Here is a 26,455-nt window from a genome sequence, read left to right on the forward strand (position 1 = left end):
GCTGACGGCGACCGTCCCGCCGTGACGATCGGGCTCGTCTTCGCGATCTGCCTCGTGGCGGCGAACCTGCGTACCGGTCTCACCGGTGTCGGCACGCTGCTCCCGGCGATCGAGCGCGACAGCGGCCTGTCGTCGAGCTGGGGCGGGCTGCTGAGCACCCTGCCCCTGCTGACGTTCGCCGCGACGTCGCCTCTGGTGGCGCGGGCCTCTCACCGGTTCGGCAGCGCGCGCCTGCTGGTGGCGGCCCTCGGCGCGCTGGCCGTCGGAACGGTGGTCCGGTCGCTTCCCTCCGTGGTCTGCCTGTTCGCGGGGACGGTGATCCTCTCCGCCGCCATCGCGTTCGGCAACGTCCTGCTGCCCGCACTGATCAGGCGGAGCGTGCCCGCGCACCGCATTCACGGCGTCAGCGCCCTCTACGTCACCGTCATGGGCGTCACGGCCGCGGTCTCCTCCGGGATCTCCGCGCCGCTCGCCCACACCTTGCCGGGTTCCTGGCACACCGCCCTGGCATGGGGTGTCGCCTTCACCGTCGCGGCGTTCCTCTTCTGGCTGCCCCGGATCCGGGGCGACAGGCCCCAAGCGTCCAGCGGCGCGACCCACAGTCCGGTCCCCTGGCGGTCGCGGGTCGCATGGCAGGTCAGCGTCTTCATGGGCCTGCAATCCCTGGCCTTCTACACCGCCGTCGCGTGGCTGCCCAGCATCCTGATCCACCATGGAACGTCCAGTACCGCGGCCGGATGGATGCTCTTCTACTACCAGTTGATCGCGCTGGCGGCCAGCGGCCTTCTGCCCCTGCTCACCCGGGGGCGTCTCGACCAGCGCTGGACGGCGGCCGGGGCCTCGGTCCTCATGGCGGGCGGCTTCGCCGTGCTGCTGTCCGCCCCCGCGCTGTCCGTCCTGGCGTGCACGCTGCTCGGTCTGGGCGGCGGCGTGTGCCTCGTCCTGGCGCTGACCTTCCAGAGTGAACGCGCCGCCGGCCCCGGCGAGGCCGCCGCGCTGGCAGGCATGGCGCAGTCCGTCGGCTACCTCGTGGCGGCGGCCGGGCCTCTCCTGCTCGGCATCCTGCACGACAGCGCGAACGGCTGGGCGCTTCCGCTCGTGGTCCTGGTCGTCCTCAGCATCGCCATGGCGGGTGCCGGGTACGGCGCCGGACGGGACCGCCAAGTGAGCCATCCCGCCCGTTGACGACGTGCCATCGCCGCGCGGCCCAGCACGCGTCGCGGACGTGCCTTTGGCCTTGGCCGGATTTCCGAGCGACGGGTCAGCGGACCCGGGGCGGGAGCGGTCCTTGCGGCGGGTGGGGCAGGCGGATCGTGACGAGAAGGCCGCCGGCGGGACGGGGGGTGAGATCCAGCGTCCCGTCGTGGGCTCGGACGATGCTGTGCACGATGGCCAGTCCGAGGCCGACACCGGCGTGCTCGTCGATGCGTATGCGTTGCGTTCCGCGTTGGAAGGGCTCGGTGAGCGTCGGAATCAGGTCCGGCGGGATCGGATAACCGGTGTTCTCGACGCGGAGCACGCTCGCGTGGGGCTGCGACTCGGTGTGGACCGTCACGGTGCCGCGAACGGGCAGATTGTGGACGATGGCGTTCTGCACGAGGTTGGTCACCACCCGCAGCAGGAGTTCCGCGGACCCGACGGTCTGGGTCGTCTCGCCGGTGACGTCGAGGGCGATCCGGCGCTGTTCGGCGAGGGGAAGCAGCGTCTCGGCGGCCTCTTCGGCGAGGAGGGACAGATCGACGGGCTCGCGGGCGAAGCTCCTGCGGTCGCCTCGGCTGAGCAGCAGGAGGGCCTCGATGAGGTCGATCGCCCGCGTGTTGACGATGTGGAGGCGTTCGATGAGTTCCTCCTGGTCGCCCGCGGGGTCGTTGCGGGCGACGTCCAGGAGCGTCCGCGAGATCGCCAGCGGGGTGCGCAGTTCGTGCGAGGCGTTCGCGGCGAACCTCTGCTGCTCGGCGACGTGGGACTGGAGCTGTTCGAGCATGTTGTCGAACACGTCGGCCAGCTCGCGGAACTCGTCGCTGGGGCCCTCCATCCGGATCCGGTGGGACAGCGACCCGTCCGCGGCCAACCGCGCCGCGTCCGCGATCCGCCTGAGTGGCGCGAGCATCCGGCCGGCGAGGAGCCATCCTCCCAGCAGGCCGAACAACAGGAGGACGGTCATCGCCTGGGCCGCGCGGGGGACGAACGCGCGCTGGAGGGCGGAACGGTCGGGAGACACCAGCGGGGGCGGCCCCCCGTGCCGAAAGCCCTGCGGCCCGCCCGGAGTCGTACCGTCGGGAACGTAGCGCAGCAGGAACACCCACACCACGGCCAGCAGGAGAGCGCCGACGAGGAGCAGGAAGCCCGCGTAGCTGAGGGTGAGTTTCAGCCGGGCGCTGAGCCCCGGGCGTCTATTCATCGGTACTGCCTGGGTGGGTGGTGTCGATCCGGTAGCCGACGCCGGGCACCGTGGCGATCAGCCATGGTTCGCCGAGTCGTTTGCGCAGGGCCGAGACGGTGATGCGGACGGCGTTGGTGAACGGGTCGGCGTTGGCGTCCCAAGCCCGTTCCAGGAGCTCTTCGGCGCTGACGACACCGCCGCCGGCGGCGACGAGGACCTCCAGCACGGCGAACTGCTTGCGGGTGAGCGCGACGTACCGTCCATCGCGGAACACCTCCCGGCGGAACGGGTCCAGCCGCAGGCCCGCGATCTCGCTGATCGGGGGCCTGGCGTGGGCGCGCCTGCGGTCCAGGGCCCGCAGCCGCAGGACGAGTTCGCGGAGGTCGAAGGGTTTGGTGAGGTAGTCGTCGGCGCCGAGTTCGAATCCGGTGGCCTTGTCGTCGATCCGGTCGGCGGCGGTGAGCATGAGGATCGGGATGCCGCTGCCGGAGGCGACGATCCGCCGGGCGACCTCGTCCCCGGAGGGCCCGGGGATGTCACGGTCCAGGACCGCGAGATCGTAGGAGTTGACACTGAGCAGCTCCAGGGCGGAGTCGCCGTCGCCGGCGATGTCGGCGGCGATGGCCTCCAGCCGGAGGCCGTCACGGACGGCTTCGGCCAGGTAGGGCTCGTCCTCCACGATCAGCACGCGCATCCCTGAAGGTTATGCGGCACGGCATATCGCTGACATATGCAAACCCGGGCGCGGGGCCATGGCGCCCTCTGCCCGCCGCGGCCCCCCGCCCCCGAACGTGTCCCCAACCCCGAAGTAGCGACGAGCTAGACCACCGTTACGGTTCGTGGCCGCCACGAATCGCGCGTACCGGCGTCCTACTCCCGAAGCTGTCCCCAGCCCCAAAGTAGCGATGAGTTAAGACTGCGCCGCTTCACTCGCGGCGGCCCCAAGCACCCCACCTACGGGGCGATCGATGGGGTCGGCCGCGCGGTCAAGAGCGTGTTCATCGCCGAGTACATGGCCTCGGAGGATCTGCGCCGGGAGATCCACGAGGGCCTGCAGGTGGTGGAGAACTGGAACAGCGCCAACACCGACCTGTTCTACGGCAAGGACGGCAGGCTGACCGGCACCGACCGGGAGAACCAGGAGGTGTCCATGCTCTGCCTGCACCTGCTGCGGTCGGCGCTGGTGTTCATCAACACGCTGCTGGTCCAGTCGATCCTGAAGGACCCCGCATGGGCCGGCCGGCTCACCGATGCCGACCGTCGCGCCCTGTCCCCGCTGTTCTGGTCGCACGCCAACCTGTACGGAACCATCGAAATCGACATGGAGGCGCACCTGGACCTCGACGTCGACCTCGCCGTCTGACGGTGTCGAGAGGGCGGCCAGGGCATGATCAGCGCGCGGAGGTCGGTTCCGTCGAGCCGCTCGGGCGGCCGGGATCGATGCCGCTGGCCGGTTCCCGACTTGTACGGGGACCCCGCGCGGGGCCTCGCGACGGGGCCATTGCGGGCAGGTGCGGCCCGTCCGCCGACCAAGGCTACGAGGCCCCGCCCCCGCACAAGTCCGGAACCGTCCAGCTTCAAAGCGCAGGGAGTTGTCACGAATCGTCGCAGCTCCACAACTCTGCATTAGGAGCGCGGTGGCGCTCCGCGGCCTCTACCGGGAAAATCGAAGGACTTGCGCCTCGTCCTCGCCACAAGGCGGCGGATGCAAGAGGCGACGCCACCGATCACGCCAGCGCGCCGTTTTCGGCTGTCTGGTGTCGCGCGTCCGGTTCAGAAGCGGTCTCGCGTTCGAATGTGCGGTTGGTGAATCCGTGTCGACGTGCGCCGATGACGATAGCGAGCGCCGGGAGCAGGAGCGCGAGTGTGATCCAGCTCAAGGAGGGGGGTCCCAGCACGTTGAGGGTGATACCGCCGATGATCCCGCCTGCGGCGATCGCGATGTTCCAGCATGTGGTGAGGAGTGCTTGTGCGACGTCGCCCGCTGCGCCTGCGGCGTCAGCGATCGCGGTTTGCAGCAGGGTTGACGCACCGCCGAACGCGAGTCCCCACAGGGCTGCACTGGCGTACACGAGGGCGGGGGTGCCAGAGAAGACGCTCAGGATGAGAGCGGCTGTGGCTAGGAGCGCGCAGGCCAGGATCATGAGCATGCGCAGGTGCCTGTCGATGAGTACGCCGGTGAGCCAGATGCTCACGAGCGAGACCAGGCCGAAGGTGAGCAGCACCGAATCGATCTGACCCGCCATGCCGAGCGGGGCCAGGAACGGGGCGATGTAGGTGAAGAGGATGTTGTGTGCGAACACGAACGTCAACGTCACGACGAGGATCGGGGCGACTCCGGGCAGACGGAACGTGTGGGCCAGCGGCAGTCGTGCGCCCTTGGATTGGCCGGGGAAGTTCGGAACGGCGGCGATCACCCATGCGATCAGTGCGAGAGTGACCAGCGTGATGATCCCGAACGCGAATCGCCATTCGACGGCCTTGGCGAGGAACGCGGCTGCGGGGACCCCGACGGACAATGCAACGATAGCGCCCGCCATCGCGATGGCCATGGCCTTGCCGCGCTGGTGCGCGGGAACCATCCTCCGGGCGTAACCGGCAAGGAGCGCCCAGAGCATGCCGCCGACGATCCCGCCGAGGAACCGCGCGGCCAGGGTGAGCGCGAAACTGTCGGAAAAGGCCGTGACCGTGTTGGCGACCGCGAACCCGGAGATCGCGAACAGCAGCAGGTGCTTGCGTCGCCAGCCGATCGTGGCTCTCGTGAGAGGGACCGCCGCGAGAATCGCCCCGATCGCGAAGACCGTGACGCTCTGCCCCGCAGCCGCCTCGCTCACTCCCAGGCCGCGGCTCATCTGCGACAGCAACCCAGCGGGCATCGTCTCCGTCAGGAGCGTGATGAACCCCGTGACAGCCAGAGCCAGCAGACCCGCGAGAGGGAACCGTGCGTCGGCGGCGGAAGGGGATGGTGGTGAATCCGTTCGTGTCATACCCTCACCATCAATGTGTGACATTAGTGTGAGGGTCAAGTCCGGCTGCATCGGAGGCCAGACACGAAGGGTGTGGGGATGAAGATCGGTGAGCTCTCCCAGCGCACGGACACGCCGGTGCGGATGCTTCGCTACTACGAGGAACAGGGGCTGATCCACTCCGAACGGCTCCCCAACGGGTACCGGAGCTACGAGGCCTACGTTGTCGACCGGGTGCGGCAAGTGCGGGGCCTCCTCGAAGTCGGCCTGCCCACCCGGATCATCAAGCAGATCCTTCCCTGCCTGGACAGCTCAAGGGAGATCTACCTGCCGTACGTCACCCCAGACATGATTGCGACACTCGAACACGAACGCGACCGCATGGCAGAGAAGATCGAATGCCTCACGAAAAACCACCGAGCCATCAACGACTACCTCGAGGCCGTGAGCCACGAAATCCGAGCTTCCTGATGAGACGCCCCAGTAGGTCTTGGGTCGAGAGCGTCGTGCTGCCGCTAAATGTTCTGCTTGTCGGTGCTGACCCGGACCAGGCCGATGAGCGCCATCGAAGAGCGCCTCCGTTCATCAAACGTGTCGCGTGAGGTAGCTGAACGCTATGGGAAAATGAACGGCAAGATGAACGGTTGAACCGGACACGGCGGCCCGTCTGAAGGTGCTCCCGGCCGCGTTCATCAGACGGTCGTTAGACGAATGCGCCGGACACCACGCGACCTGCGAGTCCGCGATCATCTGAGCCTACTTTGGGCTGGGGACAGCTTCGGGAGTAGGACGCCGTACCGGCGTGCAGGGGGCGTTCCCCCGTTTGAACGTGCCGCTCTGTTCGCAGGGGCCGCAGAACACTAGTTGGTTCCGGCGGTGAGTTCGCTAAGAGCTCGTTCGCCGCCTCGGAAGCGAACTGGCCCGGGGATCATGCGGGCGAGTCCGGCGGGGTCTTCTCGCCTGCTTCGACGGCGAAGGGAAGCCGGTTCTGCGGCGGAGCCACCGGGCAGACGGGCACGTCGTTGAACGCGCACGGGAGGTTCAGCGCGCGGTTGAAGTCCAGCACCACGGTCCCGTTCCGGTCCGGCTTGGGGATCGTCAGCGAGCGGCCCGCGCCGTAGGTGGTGTCACCGCTGGTCGTGTCGCTGAACACGGTGGCCATGCCGTTCGCGGAACTGGTGAGGACGAGGGTGTGCTCCTGGCCCGCGTGGGCGAATCTGACGATGCCGGGCGAGGCATAGGTGTGGCTGTCGGTTCCCACGCTGTCGAGCGAAACCGTCTTCGCCGCGCCGTGGGCTTCAAACCGTCCTTCCAGTACCCAGCGAGGATCGGGGGCGTAGGTCGGCACACCCCGGAAACCGGTCCGGGCCAGAGCGCGGGGATCGTAGACGACGAGCAGATATTGGTCCCGGTAGGTGACTCCGATTTGCAGGTCCCTGGCGGTTATCCGGACGTCGTCTGGAGCATCACTCAGGTTCAATGCGCGGACGGTGGTGAAGGACTCACCGCCGTACGACATCGCCAGCCCTTGCGGATCGATGTGGAGTTCGTCGCCTTCCTGCCACCACAGCCCAGGCAGGCCGGGGTAGTGGCCCGGTTCCGGTTCCACCCAGGTCGTGGACGTCACGGCGAGCCAGCCGAAGGGCTGCGTCAGGAACTGCTCCCAGCCGGCCCGCCATTCGCGCCACTCCTGCTCGAACAGAGCGCCGGTGCTGGTCGTTGTCTCGGTCATGCGTTTCTCCAATCGATGGGAACGCGTTTTCGCGGCCGGCGCGTCCGGGACGAGACCGTTGTCATTGGACGCGGCACGGCTCGCAATGGAGCTGAAGGAACGTCGGGGTGAGCTGCCGGGCGTCTGGACGTGAAGCGGCGGGCGTCCGGACGTGAAGAGGCGGGCGAGCGGCGCCGAGCGTCAGGCGCGGGCGGCGCCTGCGTGTGCCGTGACGGCGCGGGCGGTGTCCTCGGCGGTCAGGTCGGCGTTGATCGCGGCCGCGGCGGTCACACCGGACGCGGCGGACTGCATCACACCGGCGGTGACGTCGGTGACATTGCCCGCGACGTACACCCCGGGCGCCGCCAGCCCGGCGGGATCGGCCTGCACCTGGTCACCGATGCCGGCCGAATGCTCGATCACGGCGGCGCCCAGCCCGTCGAGCAGGCCGTGCCGGGCGGCGAACCACGGGCCGACCACCACCACGCCACGCGGAACGACCTCCCCCGAGGCCAGGCGAACGCCGGTGATGTTCTCGCCTTTGACCTCGATTCCGACCACCTCGCCGTCCACGACGCCGATGCCGCGGGCGCCCAACTGCCTCCGCTGCTCATCGGTCAGATCGGGCGCGGTGTGCCGCAGCAAGATCACATCATCGCTCCACTGCCGCCACATCAGCGCCTGCGCCGCGGCCAGCGGGCCGGTGGCCAGCACACCGAGCGGGCGGTCGCGCACCTCCCAGCCGAAGCAGTAGGGGCAGTGCACCACGTCGCGGCCCCACCGCTCGCGCAGCCCCGGGATGTCGGGCAGCTCGTCAACCAGGCCGGTGGTCACCAGCACCCGGCGCGCACGGCGGGAGCTGCCGTCCGACAGGACGGCCTCGAACCCGCCGTCCGCCGTCCGCTCCACCGAAACGACCTCGCCCTCGACGATCGTGCCGCCGTAGCCGCGTACTTCGAGCCGACCGATCTCCAACAGCTTGAGCGGGGAAACGCCGTCGCGGGTGAGGAAACCGTGCGAGTGGGCCGCCGGAGCGTTGCGCGGCTGGCCCGCGTCCACGACAAGGACCGAACGGCGCGCCCGGACCAGCGTGAGCGCCGCCCCCAAACCGGACAGTCCGCCACCGACCACGAGAACGTCGACTTCCGCCGCCACGTCCGCCGTGTCCGGCGCGGCGGACAGCAGTGCGGCTTCCTGGTTGTTCGTCATGCTCAGAGAGTGCGCCATCCGCGCCCTCGACAGCAAAGTTCTTTGCCGCTTCAGCAAGCGCAACGGCGTGCCGTTCGCCATCGGCGGCGCGCAGGGCGCGTCGGGACGGAGAGGTGACCGTCGGGCCGGGACTCGGGGCCGGGACACCGGGGCCGGTGATCACGGACCCGAGTCCCGGACCCGAGGCCCGGCGCGGTCGGCCGTTGGGAGCGGCGATCGTCGGGGTGCGAGTCAAAACAGCGTCGGCTGTCCGTTCGCGCCCTCCTGGTCGACCTCGTACGGGCCGGACGGCCGGACGGGGCATGGACTTGTGCGATCAACTCGCGGTTTCCGGGGGGCCGGGGACGGTGGCGGCGTCGACCAGGCGGGCCACCAGCCGCTCGTACGGCAGCCCGGCGGCGGCGAACATCCTCGGCACCTGGGACTCGGCCGTCATTCCCGGCATGGTGTTGATCTCGTTGAGGACGGGGCCCTGGTCGGTGAGGAAGAAGTCGACGCGGGCGACCCCCGCGCAGCCGAGCGCGTCGAACATCCGCAGCGCCGCCCCGGTCAGGGCCGCCAGCTCCGCGCCGTGGACGTCGGCGGGCACACCGAACCGGGCCGAACCGTCGTACTTCGACACGGTGTCGAAGGGGCCCTCGGTGTGGATCTCCAGCGGTGGCGCCGCCCATCGACGGCCGTCCGCCTCGCGCAGGACGGCCACGTCGATCTCCCTGCCCGCGACGACTTCCTCGATCATGACCCGGTCGTCGAACCGCGCCGCGCAGTCCAGCGCGTCGCGTAGCTGGGAGGCGTCGCGGGCCAAGGTGACGCCGTAGCTCGATCCGGCCGAGGCCGGTTTCACCACCACGTCCTTCTCGAACTCGACGTCGGTGATCTCTGCCGCCGCCACCAGCCGGCCGGGAGCGGTGCGGATCCCGACGGCCTCGGCCACGAGCTTGGTAGCCCATTTGTCCATGCCGAGCGCTCCGGCGCGCAGGCCGGAGCCGACCATCGGCGTGTGCGTGAGGGCGCACAACGCCGCGAGGGTCCCGTCCTCGCCGCACGGGCCGTGGATTGCGGGGAAGACGGCGTCGGCGCGTTCGATGGCGTTCAGTGCCGCCGCCAGGGAACTGATGGCCTGCGGCCCGAGCGCATCGGCTCCTCGCCGCCACGTCCCGTCGCGGTCGATGGTCAGCTCGTCAACGCGGAACCCGCTGGAACGCAGCGCCTCCGCGACCGCTGCGGCCGTGGCCAGGGACACGTCGTGCTCGGCGTTCTCTCCGCCGCCGATCACCACGATTCGCCGTGTCATACGGTGCTCCTTCTCACACGCGGCCCGATGCCGGTGACGATGGTGTGCGGAATGGTCCCGGCCCAGCGAGCCCAGTCGTGGACGGTCGGGACCGCTCCCCCGTCCGGGCCGAACACGGTCGCGGACGTGCCGACCGGGAACGATTCGGCGCCGGTGTCGATGACGATCTGGTCCATCGAGACCCGTCCGGCGACGGGGAAGCGGCGCCCGCCGATCTCTACGCCCGCCTGGGGCGAGCACTCACGCGGGATCCCGTCCGCGTAGCCGACGGGCAGGACGCTCAGATGGGTGGGACGGTCGGTGACGTACGTGCCGGCGTAACCGACCGGCGTGCGGGCCCCGACCGCCGTCGTGTGAACGATCGGCGCGGTCAGCCGGGACGCCCCGTACAACTCCACGGTCTCGGAGGGGTCGATGCCGACGAGCCCCGCTCCGACGCGGACCATGCCGAAATGTGTCGCCGGGTCGGTCAGCGCCCCGGATGTGGCCGCAAGATGGGCCAGCGGCGAACCGAGCCCTGCCGCCTGGACCGCCTTCTGCGCGTCGCGCATACAGGCGACCGCCGGTGCGTTCGCCGCGGGATCGGCTCGGTCGGCCAACGGAAGGTGCCCCATGACCCCGGCGACACGGATTCTGCGAGCCTGTTGCCCCTGCTGGGCGAGTCCGATCAGGTCGTTCCACTGCCTGCGGGGGCAGCCGCCACGGGACATTCCGGTGTCCATGTGCAGATGAACCCGCACCGCCGCAGGAGCCCTCGGCGCGGCTTGCGCAAGGAGCGCGCCGAGTTCGTCCACTGACCCGACCGCGACGTCGACCCTGGCGTCCGCCGCCTCCTCGGCGTCGATCCCGGAGGGGTGCAGCCAGGTGAGGATCGGCACCGCCAACCCCGCGGCGCGCAACGCTGTAGCCTCCGCGACGCTCGTCGTCCCGAGCCACCCGGCACCGGCGGCAACGGCCGCTCTGGCGACCGTGACGGCCCCGTGGCCGTAACCGTCGGCTTTGACCACGGCCATGATCGTGCTCCGCGTCCGCGCGCGGACTTCCGCCACGTTCGCCGTCACCGCCGCAGGCAGCGTCTGCAGAGTCGGCGGCCGAAAGGTGCCGGAACGGTGCCGAAGCACGGTAGCGAGCCGATTCACCGCTGCATCCTCGGGTCCTCGGTCGGGTCCGCATACATTGGCGGGCAGCCGTCGGTGGCGGCTTCGGGACGCAGTTCGTAATGCCACGACTCGTTGGCGTAGATCTGACACAGCCCGTACGCGGCGCCGTTCTCAGACAGCCAGGCCGCGGCAGCGGGCGGGCCGATGTCGACCGCCTTACCGGACACATGGGCGGACGTGTCCGCGGTGGCCACCCACCGCGCGGCCTCTTCCTGCGAGCCGTACTTGGCGACAGCGTCCTGCAACAACCGCTGCTGATACTCGGGCGACCGCCAACCGCTGTTGACCCGAAGCCTGATGCCGTCGGCCTCCGCGTGCTTTGCCGCCCGTCGCAAGGCATCGAGAAGGTCTGGATCGAGCCTGCCCACCCCCGGTACTTCATCGTCGAACACCGAGACCGCCCTCCCGGCGGGAATGGCGCCCTCATCCTCGTTCAGCGCGCTCTGCTTACCGTTCCCCTGGCCGAATCCGACCGACGAACTCGAAGGGGCGAGCGTCACGAGCGATTGGCGAACGACGAACGCAGCGATCGCTACACCGAGAATCCCTAGGCCGACGAGTACGATCCTGCCCGTGCGACGAGTTGGCGCTGTCAGTGATGCACTGTGGTTCATACCTCCACAGAAGACGTAAGGCCGTTGCGGTGGCGTATGCGAATTTTGATATGCCCGCGATATACCGTTCCACCGCCGTCAAGGAACTGCCGCAAAGCAGCGGCGACAGGGGCCCTCCGCTGGCGAGCCGGGGCCGACGCCGCCCGCTGCACCAGGGCCATGGGCGTCACTCCCCCGCCTGGAACCCCTGGTGCGTCAGGGCGTGCGGGAGCAGGTTCTTCAGGGGCGGCGCTCTGCCTGGCGGGTGCGGCGCTCGGCGGTGACCCTGGAGGCCGGGCACCAGGGCCAGGTCGGCTGGCTCGTTCGGGGCGAGGGCCCGGTGGTGCGCAGGTCAAGCGGCTCCGCGCGACGGGCTCGCGGTGGAGGTCAGGAACGGTTTGAGGGCTGCCAGCATCTCCTCGGGGCCTCTTCGGCCGGGTAGTGGCCGCAGTCGGGGATGATCACGCTTTCCACGTCGTCGGCGGCGAGCCGCATGGTCTTCTCGACCAGGTCTCCGGAGTTGCCCGCACCGGCGATCGCCAGGACGGGAATGGCCAGCCGCCGGGTCTGGCGCCGCTCGTTCTGCGCGATGGTGGTGTCGAGGGCGCGGTAGAACGCGAAGCTGGCGCGCAGGGCGTCGGGGTCGGTGGCGAGGGGCCGACGTAGTGCTCGACGGCGTGGTCGGGGAGTTTGCGCACGGCCTTGGTGGCGAACTGGTGCCCGAAGAAGACGCGCTCCTTGCCCTGGATGAGCAGCTCGTTCAGCTCGCTGAGGCGGTTGAAGGCGAAGTGCCAGAGCCGGTCGTTGGCCTGGGTGCCGTGGAAGAGCGGCGGTGAGGGGGACAGTCCCGGGATGGCGGCCTCGGCGACGGCGAGGCGTTCGAGCCGCTCGGGGTGGTCGGCGGCCAGCGCGTAGCCGGTCCACATGCCGACGTCGTGACCGACCATGGAGAAACGCCGGTGCCCGAGCGCCGCCATCAACGCCACCATGTCGGCGGCGAGGGTGCCGGTGTCGTAGCCGTCCCGCGGCTTGTCCGACAGCCCGACGCCGCGGGGGTCGACCGCGACGACCTGGAAGTCCGCGGCCAGCGCGGGCATGATCAGTCGCCAGGCGTACCAGCTCTGCGGCCAGCCCGCCAGCAGCAGCAGCGCGGGGCCCTGGCCGCCGGTGACCGCGTGCAGCCGCACGTCGCCGGTGTCGACATAGCGACTGGTGAAGGTGTCGGTGAAGCCGGGCGGCAGGTGCGGCGCTCCGCTGACCGATCCGGGACCTTCGACCATGGATGCCTTCACGGCGTTTCCCTTCGATTAGGTGGTTCTCCCTCGCGCGTACGTCCAGCACGTTAAACCATCATGGACTGAACGGTCAAAGATAGTTTGACCGTTCAGTCCAACATGTGGGTAGAATCACGGCGGCCCACGAATCCGGGAGGTGTGGCATGTCAGGCCGCAAGCAGTTCGACGTCGACGTTGCCCTGGACCAGGCGATGCGCGTGTTCTGGCAGCGCGGGTACACCGACGCCTCACTCGACGCCCTGGGCGCCGCCACGGGCCTGGGCCGAGGCTCGATCTACGGCTCGTTCGGCGGCAAGGACGCCCTGTTCCGCCAGTGCCTCGACCGCTACGCGGCCATCTACGGCGCTCAGTACGAGGAGGCGCTCGCCGCGCACTCCGACGATCCGGTGCGGGCCGTCGAGGCGTTCCTGGACATCGTCCTGGCGCGCATCGCCGACCCGTCCGTTCCCGCGGGGTGCCTCATCGCCCAGTCCGCCGCGCAGTCGGCGATCCTCGGGGAGGAGAGCGGCGGCCATGTGCGCGCCCTGCTCGACGCCCAGCGCCGACGGGTCCGCGGGGCTCTGGCGTCCGCGCCGGCCGATCCGCGCGTCCTGGACGAGTTGGCCACGTTCGTCGTCGCCATCATCCAGTCGCTGGCCGTGCTCAGCCGCGCCGGCTCCCCCGACGCCGAACTGCGATCCGTGGCCCGCCTCGCCTGCACAACAGTGGCCGACACCCTCGCCCGCGCGACGACGGCCGAGCCCGCAGACGACTGACCCCTGGACACCACGTCCTCGACGTTGAGCGGGAGAAGCCCGGTGGCCCGGTCGGCGGTTTCGTACAGCATCCGGGAGGGGGCGGTCGCGGCGGGACGGCAGCCGTTCAGTTCGGCCTTGGTGTGGTGGACGTTCTCGCGGTGCCGTTCGGCAGCGGTCGCGGCGGGTGTTACTTCTCGGGCGTGCCGGGTTTGGCGCTGAGGGATTCCTGATAGAGGTCCGCGTAGGTGCGGGAGTCCTTGATCAGGTCGTCGCAGAAGGCGGCGACATCGTTGCCGATGAGTTCCAGGACTCCTTTGTTGGACGCGACGCCCTCTTCGAAGAAATCGATGATCTCTGAGAGCAGGGGCCCGTTGAGCAGGTCGACCGGCCCGACCTTGAAGATGTACCGCTGAAGCTCTTTGTAGACGATCTGGTAGTCCGGCGGGAGCGCCTTGACCCGCGCCATGTGCGCCCGCCACTGCTTCTTGCCCTCGATGATGTCCTGGATGCCCACGTCAGCCTCCCAGCCGGGCCAGTTTCCTTGCGACGTTCCTGTTCAACTGGTCGCGCCACCGGTCGCGATAGGTCCGGGCCCCTTCCCCGCCGGCCAGCGCCGCACAGAAGCCTCCGATGTCGTCGCCAAGCACCTCGTGAATGCTCTGCCCATCGGACGCCGTCTCTTCGAGCAGACCCAGAGCATTGTCGAGAATCGGCATCAGGTTTCGACCTGTGAAGCCCGCGTAGGGAAAGAGATGACCCTTGATCTCTTCCCACGCCGCCCGGTAGTCGGCCGGCAACGTCTCGGCTCGGGCTTCGAACGCCTTCCATTCCCTGGTGATATCGCTGCCCGTCACGGTCTCCCAGAAGTTCATCTCCCGCCCTCCTTGAGCTTGTCGATCCGTGAAGTGACGTACTCCCATTTGGCCCAGAACGTCGCGAGTTCTTTGCGCCCCGCGTCGTTGAGCGCATAGAACTTGCGCGGCGGCCCCTGCCCGGACGGCCGTTTCGTCACCTGGACGAGACCGTTCTTCTCCAGCCGCAGCAGGATGGTGTAAACCGTCCCCTCGACGACGTCGGCGAAGCCGAGTTCGTTCAGCCGGCGCGTGATGGCGTACCCGTAGGTCTCCTCGCTGCCGATGATTTCGAGCACGCAGCCTTCGAGCGTGCCCTTCAACATCTCCGTCAGGTCGTCCATCGCGGACCCTCCCCACCTCCCAGTACCTCGTACTACCGAGTACCACTATACAGTACCACGGAGTAGAGGTCCCCGTAGTGCTCGCCGAACAACGGGCGGTTATGCCTGACCTGCCGTGATGTGGCGCTATCCGCGGACTCAGCGGCCTGTCGGAGCCGGCGGCGTGACCGCCTCGCGCAGCTCGGCGGCGGCCTGGGTCATGAGCTGAGCGAGGGTGGTGTCCGGCTCGGCCAGCCAGCGGGGCATGGCGCGCCGGTGGATCGCCAGCACCACGTCGATGAGGAAGCGAGCCTTGCCGGGCTCGACGCCGCGGCGCTCGAGCGCCGGTGCCAGCGCGTCGGCGATGGCGGCGAGCTTGATCAGATCGCGCTCGGCCAGTGCCGGGTTGGCGGCGATCACTCTTCCCCGTCGCAGCAGGAACTCGCGTGGGCGGAAGACCTCCTCGGCGGTTCCCAGCGCGGTCAGCAGCGCCTCGATCGGGGCGAGGTCCGGGTCGGCCGCCTCGACCTGGGCGACGAGGTGGGCCTCGAGTTCGTTGCCGGCGAAGAGGACTTCCCGCTTGTCGGAGAAGTAGCGATAGAAGGAGCGCTCCTTCAGGCCGGCGGCGCCTGCGATCTGCGCGACCGTGGTGCGGTCGAACCCCTGCGTCTCGAACAGCTCGAGCGCCGCGCGTTTGAGCCGGCCCTGTGCGTCAGATTCCCATCGCGGCATACCCACCAGGGTACGACAACAGGAGCTGTCATCAGCTGGTACGGTCGATGACAACAGATGCTGTCATCAGCCAGGAGATCGTCATGAAGGCTCTGCAATTCGACCGGTTCGGCTCCCCGGACGTGATCGTGCTCCGCGACGTCCCACAGCCGGAGCCGGGACCCGGCCAGGTCCGGATCGCCGTGCGGGCGTGCGGCCTGACACCGGCCGACTGGCACATCGTCGACGGTCTCCTCGCCGACCATCTGCCGCCGCTGCCGCGCGGGCTCGGCCTTGAGGTCGCGGGCACCGTCGACGCGCTCGGCGAGGGCGTCACCGGCGTCCAGATCGGCGACCGCGTGTTCGGCCCGGCCACCTTCGACGGCCGACGGCCGGCGCCGCCGAGTACGCGCTGATGCCGGCATGGGCACGCATCCCCGAGGGCGTGACCGCCGAGCAGGCCGCCGCGCTGCCGATGGCGGCCGAGACGGCGTGGCGCGCGCTCGACGACCTCGGTGCCCAGCCGGGCGAGCTGCTGCTCGTCCACGGCGCGGGCACCACCGTGGGTGAGGCGGCGGTGCGCTTCGCGCTGCACCGGGGTATTCGGGTGATCGCCACAGCCGGGCCGACTCGGGCGGCAGCCCTGGAAGAGATCGGCGCCCAGGTGACCGCCTACGGCGAGGGCATGGCCGAACGCGTCAGCGCACTGGCCGGAGGCCACGTCGACCGCGCCCTGGACACCGCGCCGACCGGGGCCGGATCGACCGCGCCGACCAGCCCAGCCCGGCCGGCGGCTCGCTACCGACCTTGATCGAGCTGACCGGGGATCCCGACCGTGTCCTCACCGTCTCGGACTTCGCCGCCGCAGCCGAACTGGGCGTCCGGATCACCACCGAGATCCGCTACGACCAGTTCAATGAGTTCGCCCGGCTCGCCGGTGAAGGCATCCTGGTCGTACCGGTCGCCCGCACCTACACCCTCGACCAGATCCAGGAAGCGGCCGAGCTCAGCCAATCCCGCCGCCCCGGCGGCAAACTCATGCTCGTCCTGTGATCGCCCTGCCAGCCTGATAAAGCGAGTCCACCTCGTTGAGGAACGGGGCATGCCTCTTCTCCTCGTCCCGGCCGATCTCCGGGAACCCTCGCAGGCGCTCCAGTTCCTCGCCCGCGAACACCTGCGTCGCCGCGAACGACCTCCCCAACTCGGCCATATCCGCCCGATGTTCGGCGGGTACTGCGGGGACCTGGGCCAAGGCGGGTGAGCGTTGGGCGCAGACCTCGGGGGTTGGCGGGACAAGGGGCGGGTGCGTTAGGTCGGTTGGTGGGGGCTGGTGTGGAGGCGGTCAGGGCCGGGAGGACGGTCGCTGTGACGAGGTGGGCGATGTCCGCGGTTTTGATGCGGCCGGCGCGGTTCTCCTCGGCGGCGCCCTTCAGGACGTAGTGCACGACGCCCACCAGCCAGGTGATCGGCAGGTCGGTGCGGAAGACGCCGTCGCGCTGGCCCCGGCGGACGAGCTCTTCGACGCGTTCGGCGGGGGCGGTGTGGAGCTCGCGGACGCGACCGGCCGGAAGTACCTCCTGGGCGGCGGTCAGCAGGGCCGCGGACTCCGCCACCAGGGACCAGCTGGACTCCAGCAGCCGGGCCAGCGCCTGGCGCGGGTCTCCGGTGAGGTCGACCGTCGCCAGCGTCTGGTCGCCGGCGCGGAGCGCGTCGGCCAGCGCGGCCTCCACCAGGTCGGCCCGGGTGCGGAAGTGGCCGTACAGCGTCATCCGGCCGACGCCCGCGGCCTTGGCGATGTCGTCGACGCTGGCGTTCGGGTCGGCGCTCAGGGTGGAACGGGCCGCGGAGACGATGCGGGCGATGTTGCGTTCGGCGTCTGCGCGGCGGCGCGGGCCGGTGGTGGCGGGCATGATCCACATCATAACTCGTACAGCAAAGTACGTGTTACTCTCCCTTCATAAGTCGTACATGGACGTACGAGTTGATCGAGGAGAGTCGGCATGACCTCAACAACCTCTGAACCGACCGGCCAGCGGCCCGGGGTCCATCCGCTGCGATGGCGCATCCTGGGGTTCCTCGGGGTGGCGCAGTTGATGCTGATCCTGGACGTCACCGTGGTGGCCATCGCGCTGCCGCACATCGAGACCGACCTCGGCCTGAGCCGTCAGGCGGTGACCTGGACGGTCAGCGCCTACACCCTGACGTTCGGCGGCCTGATGCTGCTCGGCGGACGGCTGGCCGACCTGCTCGGCGCCAAGCGGGTGGTCCTGGCGGGCCTGCTGGTGTTCACGCTGGCGTCGCTGGCGACCGGGATCGCCGACGCGGCGGACTCGCCGGGCCTGCTGCTGGGCGGCCGCATCGCCCAAGGCGTCGGCGCGGCGCTGCTGTCGCCGTCGGCGTTGTCACTGGTGGTGGGCCTGTTCGACGGGGAGGAACGAAACAAGGCGCTCGGCGTCTGGTCAGCGCTCGGCGGCGGAGGCGCGGCGCTGGGCGTGCTCCTCGGCGGAGTGCTCACGTCCGGACCCGGCTGGCCGTGGGTCTTCTACGTCAACGTGCCCATCGGGCTGGTCATCCTCGTCGCCCTGGCCCGCCTGCTGCCGCACCAGCGCACGGCCTCGGACCGGCCGCGGCTGGACGTGCCGGGCGCGGTGCTGGTCACCGCCTCGTCGGTCGCCCTGATCTACGCGTTCATCCGCGCCGGTGACCACGGCTGGCTCACCGCCGCCACCGGGACGCTGGTGCTGGCGGCCGTGGTCGGCTACGCGGCGTTCGCGGTCTGGCAGAAGACGGTCAGGTCGCCCTTGATGAACGTGGCCCTGCTGGTACGGCGGCCGGTGGCCACGGGCACCTTCCTCATCGTGATGGCGACGGCGCTGATGATCGCGGTGTTCTTCCTGGGCACCTTCTACTTCCAGCACGCCGAAGACTACGGCGCGCTGCGAACGGGCCTGCTGTTCCTGCCGGTGGCGGTGGCGACGATGCTCGCGGCCCATCTCACCGGAGGGGCCGTCGCCACCGTCGGGACGCGGCCGCTGGCGGTGGGCGGCCTGCTGGTCGCCGCGATCGGCATGGCCGTTCCCGCCGTGTCGCTGCATCCGGTCAGCGTGACGGTCGGCACGGCGATCGCGGGCGCGGGAACGGGCGCGCTCTTCGTCGTCGCCTCCGCCACCGCCCTGGGCCAGGTGGCGCCGCACGAATCGGGGATCGCCTCGGGCATCGTCAGCACTTTCCACGAGTTCGGCGCTTCCGTCGGCGCCGCCGTCATCTCCAGCGCCGCGGCGGCCAGCCTGGCCGGGGAGACTTTGACGGGATTCACCGACGGCTTCGTCCTGGCGGCGGTCGCGGCGACCGCCGCAGCTCTGATCGCAGCCATCATCACCCCCGGCCGTCCCCGCACGGAGGCGCAATGATGTCGTTGACCTGTAGGTTCTCGCGGTTGAAATGGGTGGAGTGGTGAAGTCGCAGTGGGCTGCGAGGCCGAATGACCTGCGGTGGCATAAGCCTTAGGGTGGGGCACGCCCCGAGTTCGCCGCCGAATGGAGGCAGACGGATTATGGCCGCCGACTCGCCTGTGCCGGATGTTCCGCCGTCGCCCGAGATCGACACGACCGTTTCGCATTCAGCACGGATCTGGGATTACTGGCTGGGCGGGCGGGAGAATTATCCCGTCGACCGCGAGCTGGGCGACCAGATCGCCGCGACGCTGCCCGACATCGTCGTCCAGGCTCGCGCCGACCGCCTGTTCCTGGGGCGGGCGGTGCGGTTCCTGGCCGGCGAGGCGGGCATCCGGCAGTTCCTGGACATCGGAACGGGGCTGCCGACCGTGGACAACACCCACGAGGTCGCGCAGCGCCTCGCGCCCGACGCGAAGATCGTCTACGTCGACAACGACCCGCTGGTGCTGACGCACGCGCGGGCGCTGCTGGCCAGTGCCCCCGAGGGCGCCACCCACTACCTCGACGCCGACATGAACGACCCCGAGTCGATCCTGTCCGGCGCCGCACAGGTCCTGGACTTCACCCGGCCGGTGGCGATCACGCTGCTGGGAGTGCTCTGGCACGTCACCGACGACGCCAAGGCCCGCGGCATCATCGACACCCTGATGGCCGCGGTGCCCTCCGGCAGCTACCTGGCGATCGCCCACCCGACGATCGAGGTGACCGGCGAGCGCATGGCCGAGGCGATCCGCCAGTGGAACCGGTTCGGCAAACCGCCCGGCGTCCACCGCTCCCCCGCCCAGATCGCGGAGCTGTTCAACGGCCTGGACCTGGTCGAGCCGGGTGTCGTGTCCTGTCCACTGTGGCGTCCGGAAGCCACCCCCTTCGGGCCGCCCGAACCGATCGACCAGTTCTGCGCCGTCGCCCGCAAGCCCTGACCAGCCGGACCATCCAGCCGCCCGCGGCGTTGAACGGCAAGGCCCTGCGGTCGATCGCGGGTGACCATGACCCTGCGGCGGGCGTCGCCGTCCCGGTCGTGAGGGCGTCAGGTCGGCACGCGGCGGTCGGCTCGCGTGGCCTTGCCTTGGGAACGGGAACGCGTGCTCGTCCCGCGTAGGGCCACGACGGTGAAGAGGGCGGCGAGGCACAGGAGGGCGGCGCTGAGAACGGCGGCGTCGCGGGTCCCGCTGACCAGCCGCGCCTCGGCGTTCTTCGCCGGTTCGGTCGACTGCGCCATAGCGGTGAAGAATGCGACGCCGACGGACGCGCCGATCTGCTGGGCGAGGTTCGTGAGCGCGGTGGCGAGGCCCTGTTCGTGGTCGGGCTGTCCGGCGGTGGCGGCGGTCCGGAACGCGACGACGGACGTGATGTGCCCGAACCCGATGACCCCGCATCCGGGCAGCACGATCGCCAGGCTCGTCGCGTTCGGCGACAGGAGGACGAGCAGGACCGTTCCGGCGGCCTGGACGAGCAACCCTCCCGCCAGCGTCGCCCGCGGGCCGAACCGGGCGATAGCCCGGGGCGCCAGACGGCCGGCCGCGATGGACGCCAGCCCCATCAGCACGAAGACCAGCCCGGTCTGCCATGGAGTGCAGGCCAGGACCCGTTGAAGGTAGAGGCTGAGGGTGTAGATCACTCCGACTGAGACGGCGAACGTGATCAGTCCGGGGACGTTCGACGCCCACACCGTCCTCTGGACGAGCACCCGGAGCGGCACCAGCGGCGCGGGCGTGCGCGCTTCGATCACCAGGAACACCACGCCGAGGGCCGCGCCCGCCGCGAGGCTCACCACGACCTCCCCGGCGAACGGCCCCGTAGGACCGATCTTGGTGATCCCGTAGATCAGGGCCACCAGCGCGGCCGTACCGCTCACGGCTCCTGGAACGTCCAGCCGTCGCGGGGCGGACCCGCCGCGGTCGGCCGGCAGCGAACGGACCGCGCCGAGCAGGACCAACGCCCCCGCGGGCACGTTGACGAGCATCGTCGCCCGCCAGCTCACCGCGGTGAGCAGGCCGCCCAGGACCATCCCGGCCACGAATCCGAACGGGAGCACCGCACCGGCGACCCCGAGCGCCCGCTCCCGTTCGCGGCCCTCCGGAAAGGCTGTCGTGATTAGGGACAGGGCGGCCGGGGCGACCAGCGCCGACCCCAGTCCCTGCACCGCCCGCATGGCGACCAGCATCCACGGTGCGACGGCGAGCCCGGCCACCAGCGAGGACGCCGTCAACAGCGCCAACCCGACCACCAAGACGCGCTTGCGTCCGAACAGGTCGGCGGCCCGTCCGCCCACCAGCAGGAAGCCGCCGAACGGCAAGGCGAGCGCGGTGACCACCCACTGGAGCCCGTCGCCGGAGAAGCCCAGCCCCTTCTGAACGGCCGGGAGCGCGACGTTCACGATCGCGAAGTCGACACCGACGAGGAGCTCCGCGCCGCACAGGACCAGCAGGATCCATTTACGCGTTGCCATCGATGTCCTCCTCTCCGCTCACACCCCCGTACGGCCGCCCGCGGAGGGCTGGAGCCCGGTCATCAGGGAGGCGGGTGTCGCCGCCGGGGGCGACGGGCCCGGCGTCGGGTCGGCGCATCATGCGGCCGACCGCCAGCGCGCCGAGCAGGGACAGCGCGCTCAGGCTCCAGAGCGCGGCGTGCAGAGCGCCGGTGTATCCGCTGGTGGCGGCGCGGCCGAAGGCCGTCGGGTCGGCACCGGCCGGGACCGCACCGGCCATGTCGCCCTGGAGCAGGTGCGCGGTCGCCGCCGCCGCGGCGGTCGTCCCGTAGCGGGCGGTGAGGTTCGCTCGGGTCAGCGCGGACAGCAGGGCGCCGAGCACCGAGATGGCGATGACCTCCCCGGTGATCCGCACGGTGTTGAACAGCCCGGCCGCCATGCCCGCCTGGGAGGCGTGGACGGCGGAGACCGCGGCTCCGTCCATGATCGCCAGCGAGATGCCGAACCCGGTCCCGATGAGGATCAGCGGCCCGGCGAGCGCCGCGGGACCCGCGCCGCCCGGAACCAGGGCCAGCAGCGCGGTACCGGCCGCGACCAGCAGCAACGTGGCCACCAGCAGGCTTCGCTGGGAGAGGCGGCGCGCCAGGGCGCCGGTGAGCGGCGGCATGATCAGCGTCGGTCCGGTGAGCAGCATCAGCGCGAGCCCGGCCTGCTGGGCGGTGTAGCCCAAGGTGGCCATCAAGTACGGCGGCAGCACGATGGTCGGCGCGAGGAAGCCGAAGGCGAGCAGGAACGGCATCGCCGAGATCGCCACGAAACGCGGCCGGGCCAGCAGCGACAGGTCCACCAGCGGGGCCGGGTGGCGCCGTTCGACCACGCCGAACGCGGCCAGCAGGACCACGCACCCGGCCAGGCCCGCCAGCACGACCGGATGCCCCCAGCCCAGCTCCGGGCCCTCGACCACGCCGAGGGTGAAGCCGCCGAGCCCGAGGGTGAACGTGACCGCGCCGCCCCAGTCCATCGGCCCGCCGCCGGGTCGCCGCGACTCGTTCAGCAGCGGCGCGGCCAGCAGGCTCGGCAGCAGCGCGAACGCCGGGATGGCGAACAGGCTCCGCCACCCCAGCGTGGTGATCAGCAGCCCGGCGAGCACCGGCCCGAACGCGAGACCGAGCCCGAGGACCGTGCCGTACAAGGCGAACGCCTTGGCCCGCCCGGCGGCGCCGGGGAACGCGTGCGCGAGCAGTGCGCTGCCGCCGGTGGTGGCCGCCGCCGCGCCCGCACCCGCGAGCGCGCGGGCCGCCACGACCAGGCCGATGTCCGGTGCCAGCGCCGCCATCAGCATCGACACCGCGAACACGGCCAGCCCGCCGGTGAACATCCTGCGCCGTCCGACGCGGTCGGCGAGCGCTCCGGTGGACGCCATGAACGCGGCGAAGGTCAGGAAGAACGCGTTCACCACCCACTGCGTGCCGGCCAGGCCGGCGTGCAGGTCGGCGCCGATGTCCGCCTGCGCCTCCGCCGCGCCGGTGGCGGTCACCGGCAGGACCGACACGGCCGCGCAGACCACGGCGAGCGTCGGCCCCGGCCTCCCCCGCACCGCGGCTACCTCGGTGAACAAGCTCGACCCCTCCCGTTCCACAACCATCAATACCTTGATGGACATCAGAGCATGGCTGCATGTCGGGGAGCGCGTCAAGTCGGGTGGTAGAGTTCGGCTGCACATCAGGGGCCTGATGGTCGCGGGACGCGGAGGCGCGCGTGGGAGCCGAGGAGCAGGTCGACGAGTCGGTGGCATGGCGCCCCGGCAACACGATCAAGCGCGCCGAGCAGGCGCTCATCGCGGAGAAGACGCGCGTGCTGCGCCCCTACGGCCTGACCGTTCCGCAGTACGCCGCGATGTACGCGCTGTCGCTGTCCCCCGGCATCTCCGGCGCGCGGCTCGCCCGCTTCTGCGCGGTCACCCCGCAGAGCATGACCACCGTCCTCAAGACCCTGGAGTCCCGCGGCCTGATCGAACGCCGCCCCTCACCGGACCACTCCCAGGTGCTGGTCACCCGCCTGTCCCGCGCCGGCCGGTCACTGCTGCGCAAGGCCGACGCCGCCGCCGTGGCCGTCGAACAGCGCCTCGTCGACGCCTACACCCCCGACGAACTCGACCAGCTCCGCGACCTACTCGAACGGGCCACGCACATCCTCACCAGCACCCCACCCGACAACGCCGAAGCCCGCTGACCTGCGCGCCGGGGCGCGCTCGGCCTGCTCGGCCTGCTCGGCGCGCTCGGTCGGTGCCCGTTCTGGCGTGCGGTCAGGACGGGGTCCTGCCCCGGGGGGCGGCGCGGTGGTCGACGCGCCGTACCGCCAGCCGTTGAGCCCACTGCCCGCCGCGCTGGACCTGAGGCAGGCCGCCGCGGCCGCGGAGATCCTCGACGCCCGGCGCGCGGTGCCGATCCACTATGAGCCGGACCAGCCGGACAGGTCGCGGGCTACGTCGAGATCTCTGACCCGGCTGGCCGCATGACCGGAGACTCCACCGTGCCCATGGGGTCGGCGGCCATGTGTTCGGGATCGGCCTGGCCTGGTGTGCGGAGCGCGGGGGTGTCCGTCAGGAAGGTGACGGGCCGCACTGCCGCGGCACACCGGTGGCGGTGTGCCGCGGGGCTCCGGCGGGGGTGTGTCAGGGAGTGAAGACGAGGATCCTGTCGTCGTTCGGGCCGGGGGTGCCTCGGCTCTCGCGGTTGCTGGTGCTGATCCACACCGACCCGTCCGGGGCGCGGACGGCGGCGCGCAGGCGGCCATAGGTGTTCTGGAAGTGCGCGACGGGTGTGCCGACCTGGCCGTTCGTCACGGGAACCTGCCAGAGGCGACGGCCGCCGAGGGCGGCCGCCCAGAGGGAGCCGGGGGTGTAGGCGAGGCCGGACGGGGACGCCTCGGACGTGCGCCAGGTGATGAGCGGGTTGACGAACCTCGGGTCGCCGCCGTTGCCCTCGACGACGGGCCAGCCGTAGTTGCCGCCCTTCTCGATCCGGTTGACCTCGTCGTACAGGTCCTGGCCGAACTCGGTGGCGAACATGCGGCCCTGCTCGTCCCACGCCAGGCCCTGCACGTTGCGGTGGCCGAGCGTCCAGAGCCGGGAGCCGAACGGGTTGCCGGGGGCGGGCCGGCCGTCCTTGGTGACGCGCAGGATCTTCCCGGCCATGGAGTTCTTGTCCTGGGCCAGTTCGCGCCGGTAGACCTCGCCGGTGGCGACGTACAGGTAGCCGTCGGGCCCGAACGCCAGGCGGCCGCCGTTGTGGTTGGCGCCCTTCTCGATACCGGTGATGATCGGGGTGGCGTCGCTGAGCGTCGTGTCGTAGCGGTAGCGCACCACCCGGTTGTCGGACGCGGCCGTGAAGTGGACGAAGATCGCCTTGTCGGTGGCGTAGTCGGGAGAGACCGCGACGCCCATCAGGCCGCCCTCGCCGCGCGGCACGACGCCCGCGATCGTTCCGACGGTGGTCACGCCGCCCTGCGGGGTGACGCGGAGGAGCCGGGCGGTGCCGCGTTCGGTGACGAGCGCGTCGCCGCCCGGGAGGAACGCGATGCCCCACGGCACGTTCAGGCCGGTGACCAGCTCGCGGGGAGCGCTGGGCGCGGCGACCGCCGGGGCCGGGTCTGGTTTGTCGGCAACGCCGGCGGCCGTGCCGGGTGCGGAGCACGCGACCAGTGCCAGCGAGGCGAGGATCATGCGGGTCCTTCTCATCGGAACGCCTCCCGTTCGGGGTACGGACACAGGGGGCATCTCGTTCCGAGGCGCCCGCGCGGCGATACCGCGAGGGCGCCGTCCCCGCCGCTCTCGGGGCGGGACGACACGCCCGGGCTGAGCAGTGACCTTGCCGGAGCTCCGGCGCCCGGTATCCGGGCCGGCGGGTCGTCGTCCGCGCCTGCGGCGAGTGGACGAACGCAAAGAAGGACCACAACGGCGGGGGCGCGGCACCATGCCCATCAAGACACACGCGAGCCTCCGATTCAAGAGGCCGCGGGGCCTCATCCGGATGCCCGCGTTCGGAGGAACGCGTAGCATCGGGCCTCGCCACTTCGCGAGCTGGGCTAACTAAACCGAATCGCCAAACGGAGACGCCAGCGCATGACCACGCCCCCATCGCCGCCCGGAGCGGAACGGACTGACGGATCACCCGTTCAGATCGGCGCGCTCGTTCCGCTGGCTCGTCCTGGGTGGGTCGAGGCGGGCCGGCACTTGCTCGCTGGGCTCGAACTGGCCGTTCGCGAGGTCAATGACACTGGCGGGATCGCCGGAAAGCCACTGGAGCTGGTGGTCCGAGACACCGCGGCCGATCCGCGAAGGGCCGAGGCGGCCGTAGAGGAATTGGCGCGGCTGGGCGTGGCCGCTTTGGCGGGGGAATATCACAGCGTCGTCGCCCGCGCCGCCGCCACCAGGGCCGACGCTCTGGGATTTCCGTTCCTCTGCTCGTCGGCCGTTCTCGACGCGCTCACCGAACAGCCGACGGATTGGGTGGCGCGCCTCGCTCCGGCGCAGTCACGCGGCTGGCAGATCTACGCGGAATTCCTCCTCAGCGCGGGTCACAGCCGAATCGCCGTAGCGGCCGAACCGAGCGTCTACTGGGCGTCTGGAACCCGCGTTCTGCGGGACTACCTCGCTCCACGCGGCGGCACGGTCATCGAGCTCGACATGCGCGCGCTCTCCCCCTCGGCCGTGTGCGATGAACTGGTCGAACATCGCGCGACAGCCCTTCTCCTTCTGGTCGGGGCTCCGGAGCCGGCGGTGTCGATCGTCAAATCCGTACGCCGCGACCAGCGCCTCAGCGAGGTCTTGATCGGTGCTCCGGCCGGGCAGCCTGAATTCGCCGAATGGGCAAGCCTGCTGGGCGGCGACGGCGCCGCGATTCCGTTCTTGCGCTATCTGCCCGAACGCCTCAGCCCGCTCGGCGCACGAGTCGAGGCGACCCTCCGTGAACGGCTTGCGGAAGCGCCCTCGTTCGTCGCCTTCGAGGGATACGACACGGTGACCGTTCTCGCCGATGTGCTCCGTTCACAGGGTACGGACCGGGCGCGCATTGCCGATTCCTGGCCGCGCGTTGCAGTGGAGGGCACCCGCGGGCGGATTCAGTTCTTCCGCACGCCGGGCATCAGCGTTTGGCAATGGTCCAGGACGCCGATCCAAGTCGTCGACAGAGACCCCGCGAGCCCCGACCGCTTCCGCACTCTCCACACCACCTGAGAAAGCACACAGCCCCCCGTTCTCCCCGAACGCGCGGTGGTCTCAGAGCGGGCACGCGGGCACGCGGGCCGGGTGGCGGGAGGCGCGCTGCGGGAGCCACCAG

29 protein-coding genes and 1 pseudogene are annotated in these 26,455 nt (G+C 70.5%); 13 read left to right on the forward strand and 17 right to left on the reverse strand.

Features of this window, described 5'->3' with window-relative positions:
- Positions 1 to 21 precede the first annotated feature (21 nt).
- Positions 22 to 1,185, forward strand: coding sequence for an MFS transporter (locus GEV43_RS41970; protein ID WP_206681665.1), 1,164 nt, complete (start codon positions 22 to 24; stop codon positions 1,183 to 1,185).
- Between the two features lie 76 nt (positions 1,186 to 1,261).
- On the opposite strand, the gene GEV43_RS41975 is transcribed toward GEV43_RS41970, so the two are convergent.
- Positions 1,262 to 2,401: a HAMP domain-containing sensor histidine kinase gene (locus tag GEV43_RS41975; RefSeq protein ID WP_160826252.1), complete on the reverse strand. Its 1,140-nt coding sequence runs from the start codon at positions 2,399 to 2,401 to the stop codon at positions 1,262 to 1,264.
- Positions 2,394 to 3,077, reverse strand: a complete 684-nt coding sequence (locus GEV43_RS41980; RefSeq protein WP_160826253.1) for a response regulator transcription factor — start codon at positions 3,075 to 3,077, stop codon at positions 2,394 to 2,396. Before GEV43_RS41980 ends, GEV43_RS41975 begins: the two co-directional genes overlap by 8 nt.
- Before the next feature lie 222 nt (positions 3,078 to 3,299).
- Between GEV43_RS41980 and GEV43_RS41985 the strand changes: the two genes are divergently transcribed.
- Positions 3,300 to 3,746: a Tn3 family transposase gene (locus GEV43_RS41985; RefSeq protein WP_160826973.1), complete on the forward strand. Its 447-nt coding sequence runs from the start codon at positions 3,300 to 3,302 to the stop codon at positions 3,744 to 3,746.
- Positions 3,747 to 4,110: 364 nt separating this feature from the next.
- Here GEV43_RS41985 and GEV43_RS41990 read toward each other — a convergent pair whose 3' ends face one another.
- Positions 4,111 to 5,370: an MFS transporter gene (locus tag GEV43_RS41990; protein WP_241684466.1), complete on the reverse strand. Its 1,260-nt coding sequence runs from the start codon at positions 5,368 to 5,370 to the stop codon at positions 4,111 to 4,113.
- 78 nt (positions 5,371 to 5,448) lie between these two features.
- Here GEV43_RS41990 and GEV43_RS41995 point away from each other — a divergent pair, with 78 nt between their 5' ends.
- Complete coding sequence (locus GEV43_RS41995) at positions 5,449 to 5,820, forward strand: MerR family transcriptional regulator (protein ID WP_160826255.1); 372 nt, start codon at positions 5,449 to 5,451, stop codon at positions 5,818 to 5,820.
- 457 nt (positions 5,821 to 6,277) lie between these two features.
- On the opposite strand, the gene GEV43_RS42000 is transcribed toward GEV43_RS41995, so the two are convergent.
- The 6 genes from GEV43_RS42000 to GEV43_RS42025 all read right to left on the reverse strand — a co-directional run bounded on the left by GEV43_RS42000 (position 6,278) and on the right by GEV43_RS42025 (position 12,608).
- On the reverse strand, positions 6,278 to 7,081 hold the full coding sequence (locus tag GEV43_RS42000; RefSeq protein ID WP_160826256.1) for a DUF1684 domain-containing protein: 804 nt from the start codon (positions 7,079 to 7,081) through the stop codon (positions 6,278 to 6,280).
- A gap of 180 nt (positions 7,082 to 7,261) precedes the next feature.
- Positions 7,262 to 8,350: an NAD(P)/FAD-dependent oxidoreductase gene (locus GEV43_RS42005; RefSeq protein WP_241684467.1), complete on the reverse strand. Its 1,089-nt coding sequence runs from the start codon at positions 8,348 to 8,350 to the stop codon at positions 7,262 to 7,264.
- 235 nt (positions 8,351 to 8,585) lie between these two features.
- Positions 8,586 to 9,563 (reverse strand): D-alanine--D-alanine ligase, encoded by a 978-nt coding sequence (locus GEV43_RS42010; protein WP_160826257.1) that lies wholly within the window; start codon positions 9,561 to 9,563, stop codon positions 8,586 to 8,588.
- Positions 9,560 to 10,813, reverse strand: a complete 1,254-nt coding sequence (gene alr / locus GEV43_RS42015) for an alanine racemase (protein ID WP_309240268.1) — start codon at positions 10,811 to 10,813, stop codon at positions 9,560 to 9,562. The genes GEV43_RS42010 and alr overlap by 4 nt, the downstream gene beginning before the upstream one ends.
- Positions 10,699 to 11,337 carry a M15 family metallopeptidase gene (locus GEV43_RS42020; RefSeq protein ID WP_160826259.1) on the reverse strand — a complete coding sequence of 213 codons (639 nt, stop codon included), beginning with the start codon at positions 11,335 to 11,337 and terminating at the stop codon, positions 10,699 to 10,701. Before GEV43_RS42020 ends, alr begins: the two co-directional genes overlap by 115 nt.
- A gap of 440 nt (positions 11,338 to 11,777) precedes the next feature.
- Positions 11,778 to 12,608 (reverse strand): alpha/beta fold hydrolase, encoded by an 831-nt coding sequence (locus GEV43_RS42025; protein ID WP_206681667.1) that lies wholly within the window; start codon positions 12,606 to 12,608, stop codon positions 11,778 to 11,780.
- Between the two features lie 146 nt (positions 12,609 to 12,754).
- Between GEV43_RS42025 and GEV43_RS42030 the strand changes: the two genes are divergently transcribed.
- Complete coding sequence (locus tag GEV43_RS42030; RefSeq protein WP_160826260.1) at positions 12,755 to 13,366, forward strand: TetR/AcrR family transcriptional regulator; 612 nt, start codon at positions 12,755 to 12,757, stop codon at positions 13,364 to 13,366.
- 169 nt (positions 13,367 to 13,535) lie between these two features.
- Here GEV43_RS42030 and GEV43_RS42035 read toward each other — a convergent pair whose 3' ends face one another.
- The 4 genes from GEV43_RS42035 to GEV43_RS42050 all read right to left on the reverse strand — a co-directional run bounded on the left by GEV43_RS42035 (position 13,536) and on the right by GEV43_RS42050 (position 15,254).
- The gene (locus tag GEV43_RS42035) at positions 13,536 to 13,862 is read right to left on the reverse strand and encodes a DUF1048 domain-containing protein (protein WP_160826261.1); all 327 of its coding nucleotides are present in this window, start codon (positions 13,860 to 13,862) and stop codon (positions 13,536 to 13,538) included.
- Between the two features lies 1 nt (position 13,863).
- Positions 13,864 to 14,220 (reverse strand): DUF1048 domain-containing protein, encoded by a 357-nt coding sequence (locus tag GEV43_RS42040; protein WP_160826262.1) that lies wholly within the window; start codon positions 14,218 to 14,220, stop codon positions 13,864 to 13,866.
- A complete protein-coding gene (locus GEV43_RS42045; protein ID WP_160826263.1) occupies positions 14,217 to 14,543 on the reverse strand; it encodes a PadR family transcriptional regulator in 327 nt (108 codons plus the stop codon). The genes GEV43_RS42040 and GEV43_RS42045 overlap by 4 nt, the downstream gene beginning before the upstream one ends.
- Positions 14,544 to 14,681: 138 nt before the next feature.
- Positions 14,682 to 15,254 (reverse strand): TetR family transcriptional regulator, encoded by a 573-nt coding sequence (locus tag GEV43_RS42050; protein WP_160826264.1) that lies wholly within the window; start codon positions 15,252 to 15,254, stop codon positions 14,682 to 14,684.
- Positions 15,255 to 15,337: 83 nt separating this feature from the next.
- Here GEV43_RS42050 and GEV43_RS48800 point away from each other — a divergent pair, with 83 nt between their 5' ends.
- Genes GEV43_RS48800 through GEV43_RS52645 form a run of 4 tightly spaced genes read left to right on the forward strand, consistent with a single transcriptional unit; the run spans position 15,338 to position 16,494 of the window.
- Positions 15,338 to 15,649, forward strand: coding sequence for an alcohol dehydrogenase catalytic domain-containing protein (locus tag GEV43_RS48800; protein ID WP_206681668.1), 312 nt, complete (start codon positions 15,338 to 15,340; stop codon positions 15,647 to 15,649).
- Positions 15,649 to 16,044 (forward strand): hypothetical protein, encoded by a 396-nt coding sequence (locus tag GEV43_RS48805; protein ID WP_206681669.1) that lies wholly within the window; start codon positions 15,649 to 15,651, stop codon positions 16,042 to 16,044. The genes GEV43_RS48800 and GEV43_RS48805 overlap by 1 nt, the downstream gene beginning before the upstream one ends.
- Positions 16,041 to 16,286: a zinc-binding dehydrogenase gene (locus GEV43_RS48810; protein ID WP_206681670.1), complete on the forward strand. Its 246-nt coding sequence runs from the start codon at positions 16,041 to 16,043 to the stop codon at positions 16,284 to 16,286. Before GEV43_RS48805 ends, GEV43_RS48810 begins: the two co-directional genes overlap by 4 nt.
- Positions 16,287 to 16,335: 49 nt before the next feature.
- Positions 16,336 to 16,494: a hypothetical protein gene (locus GEV43_RS52645; RefSeq protein ID WP_241684718.1), complete on the forward strand. Its 159-nt coding sequence runs from the start codon at positions 16,336 to 16,338 to the stop codon at positions 16,492 to 16,494.
- A gap of 502 nt (positions 16,495 to 16,996) precedes the next feature.
- Here the strand turns inward: GEV43_RS52645 and GEV43_RS55635 are convergent.
- Positions 16,997 to 17,155: pseudogene (locus GEV43_RS55635) on the reverse strand (TetR/AcrR family transcriptional regulator); the annotation flags it as partial.
- A gap of 78 nt (positions 17,156 to 17,233) precedes the next feature.
- Between GEV43_RS55635 and GEV43_RS42065 the strand changes: the two are divergent.
- Positions 17,234 to 18,643 (forward strand): MFS transporter, encoded by a 1,410-nt coding sequence (locus GEV43_RS42065; protein WP_160826266.1) that lies wholly within the window; start codon positions 17,234 to 17,236, stop codon positions 18,641 to 18,643.
- Positions 18,644 to 18,786: 143 nt separating this feature from the next.
- On the forward strand, positions 18,787 to 19,608 hold the full coding sequence (locus GEV43_RS42070; RefSeq protein WP_160826267.1) for an SAM-dependent methyltransferase: 822 nt from the start codon (positions 18,787 to 18,789) through the stop codon (positions 19,606 to 19,608).
- Positions 19,609 to 19,715: 107 nt separating this feature from the next.
- On the opposite strand, the gene GEV43_RS42075 is transcribed toward GEV43_RS42070, so the two are convergent.
- On the reverse strand, positions 19,716 to 21,137 hold the full coding sequence (locus GEV43_RS42075; RefSeq protein WP_160826268.1) for an MFS transporter: 1,422 nt from the start codon (positions 21,135 to 21,137) through the stop codon (positions 19,716 to 19,718).
- Positions 21,124 to 22,734 (reverse strand): MFS transporter, encoded by a 1,611-nt coding sequence (locus GEV43_RS42080; RefSeq protein ID WP_241684469.1) that lies wholly within the window; start codon positions 22,732 to 22,734, stop codon positions 21,124 to 21,126. The genes GEV43_RS42075 and GEV43_RS42080 overlap by 14 nt, the downstream gene beginning before the upstream one ends.
- A 140-nt stretch (positions 22,735 to 22,874) precedes the next feature.
- On the opposite strand from GEV43_RS42080, the gene GEV43_RS42085 reads away from it, so the two are divergent.
- Positions 22,875 to 23,348, forward strand: coding sequence for a MarR family winged helix-turn-helix transcriptional regulator (locus tag GEV43_RS42085; RefSeq protein WP_160826269.1), 474 nt, complete (start codon positions 22,875 to 22,877; stop codon positions 23,346 to 23,348).
- A 133-nt stretch (positions 23,349 to 23,481) separates the two neighbouring features.
- The gene (locus GEV43_RS42090) at positions 23,482 to 23,634 is read left to right on the forward strand and encodes a hypothetical protein (RefSeq protein WP_206681671.1); all 153 of its coding nucleotides are present in this window, start codon (positions 23,482 to 23,484) and stop codon (positions 23,632 to 23,634) included.
- Between the two features lie 156 nt (positions 23,635 to 23,790).
- Here the strand turns inward: GEV43_RS42090 and GEV43_RS42095 are convergent, their stop codons facing one another.
- Entirely contained in the window at positions 23,791 to 24,855 is a 1,065-nt protein-coding gene (locus GEV43_RS42095; RefSeq protein ID WP_206681672.1) for a sorbosone dehydrogenase family protein, read from the reverse strand.
- Between the two features lie 384 nt (positions 24,856 to 25,239).
- Between GEV43_RS42095 and GEV43_RS42100 the strand changes: the two genes are divergently transcribed.
- Entirely contained in the window at positions 25,240 to 26,352 is a 1,113-nt protein-coding gene (locus GEV43_RS42100; protein WP_160826271.1) for an ABC transporter substrate-binding protein, read from the forward strand.
- Positions 26,353 to 26,455 lie beyond the last annotated feature (103 nt).

Origin of the sequence: Actinomadura sp. J1-007 (assembly GCF_009793335.1) — a bacterium.
GTDB lineage: Bacteria > Actinomycetota > Actinomycetes > Streptosporangiales > Streptosporangiaceae > Spirillospora > Spirillospora yumaensis.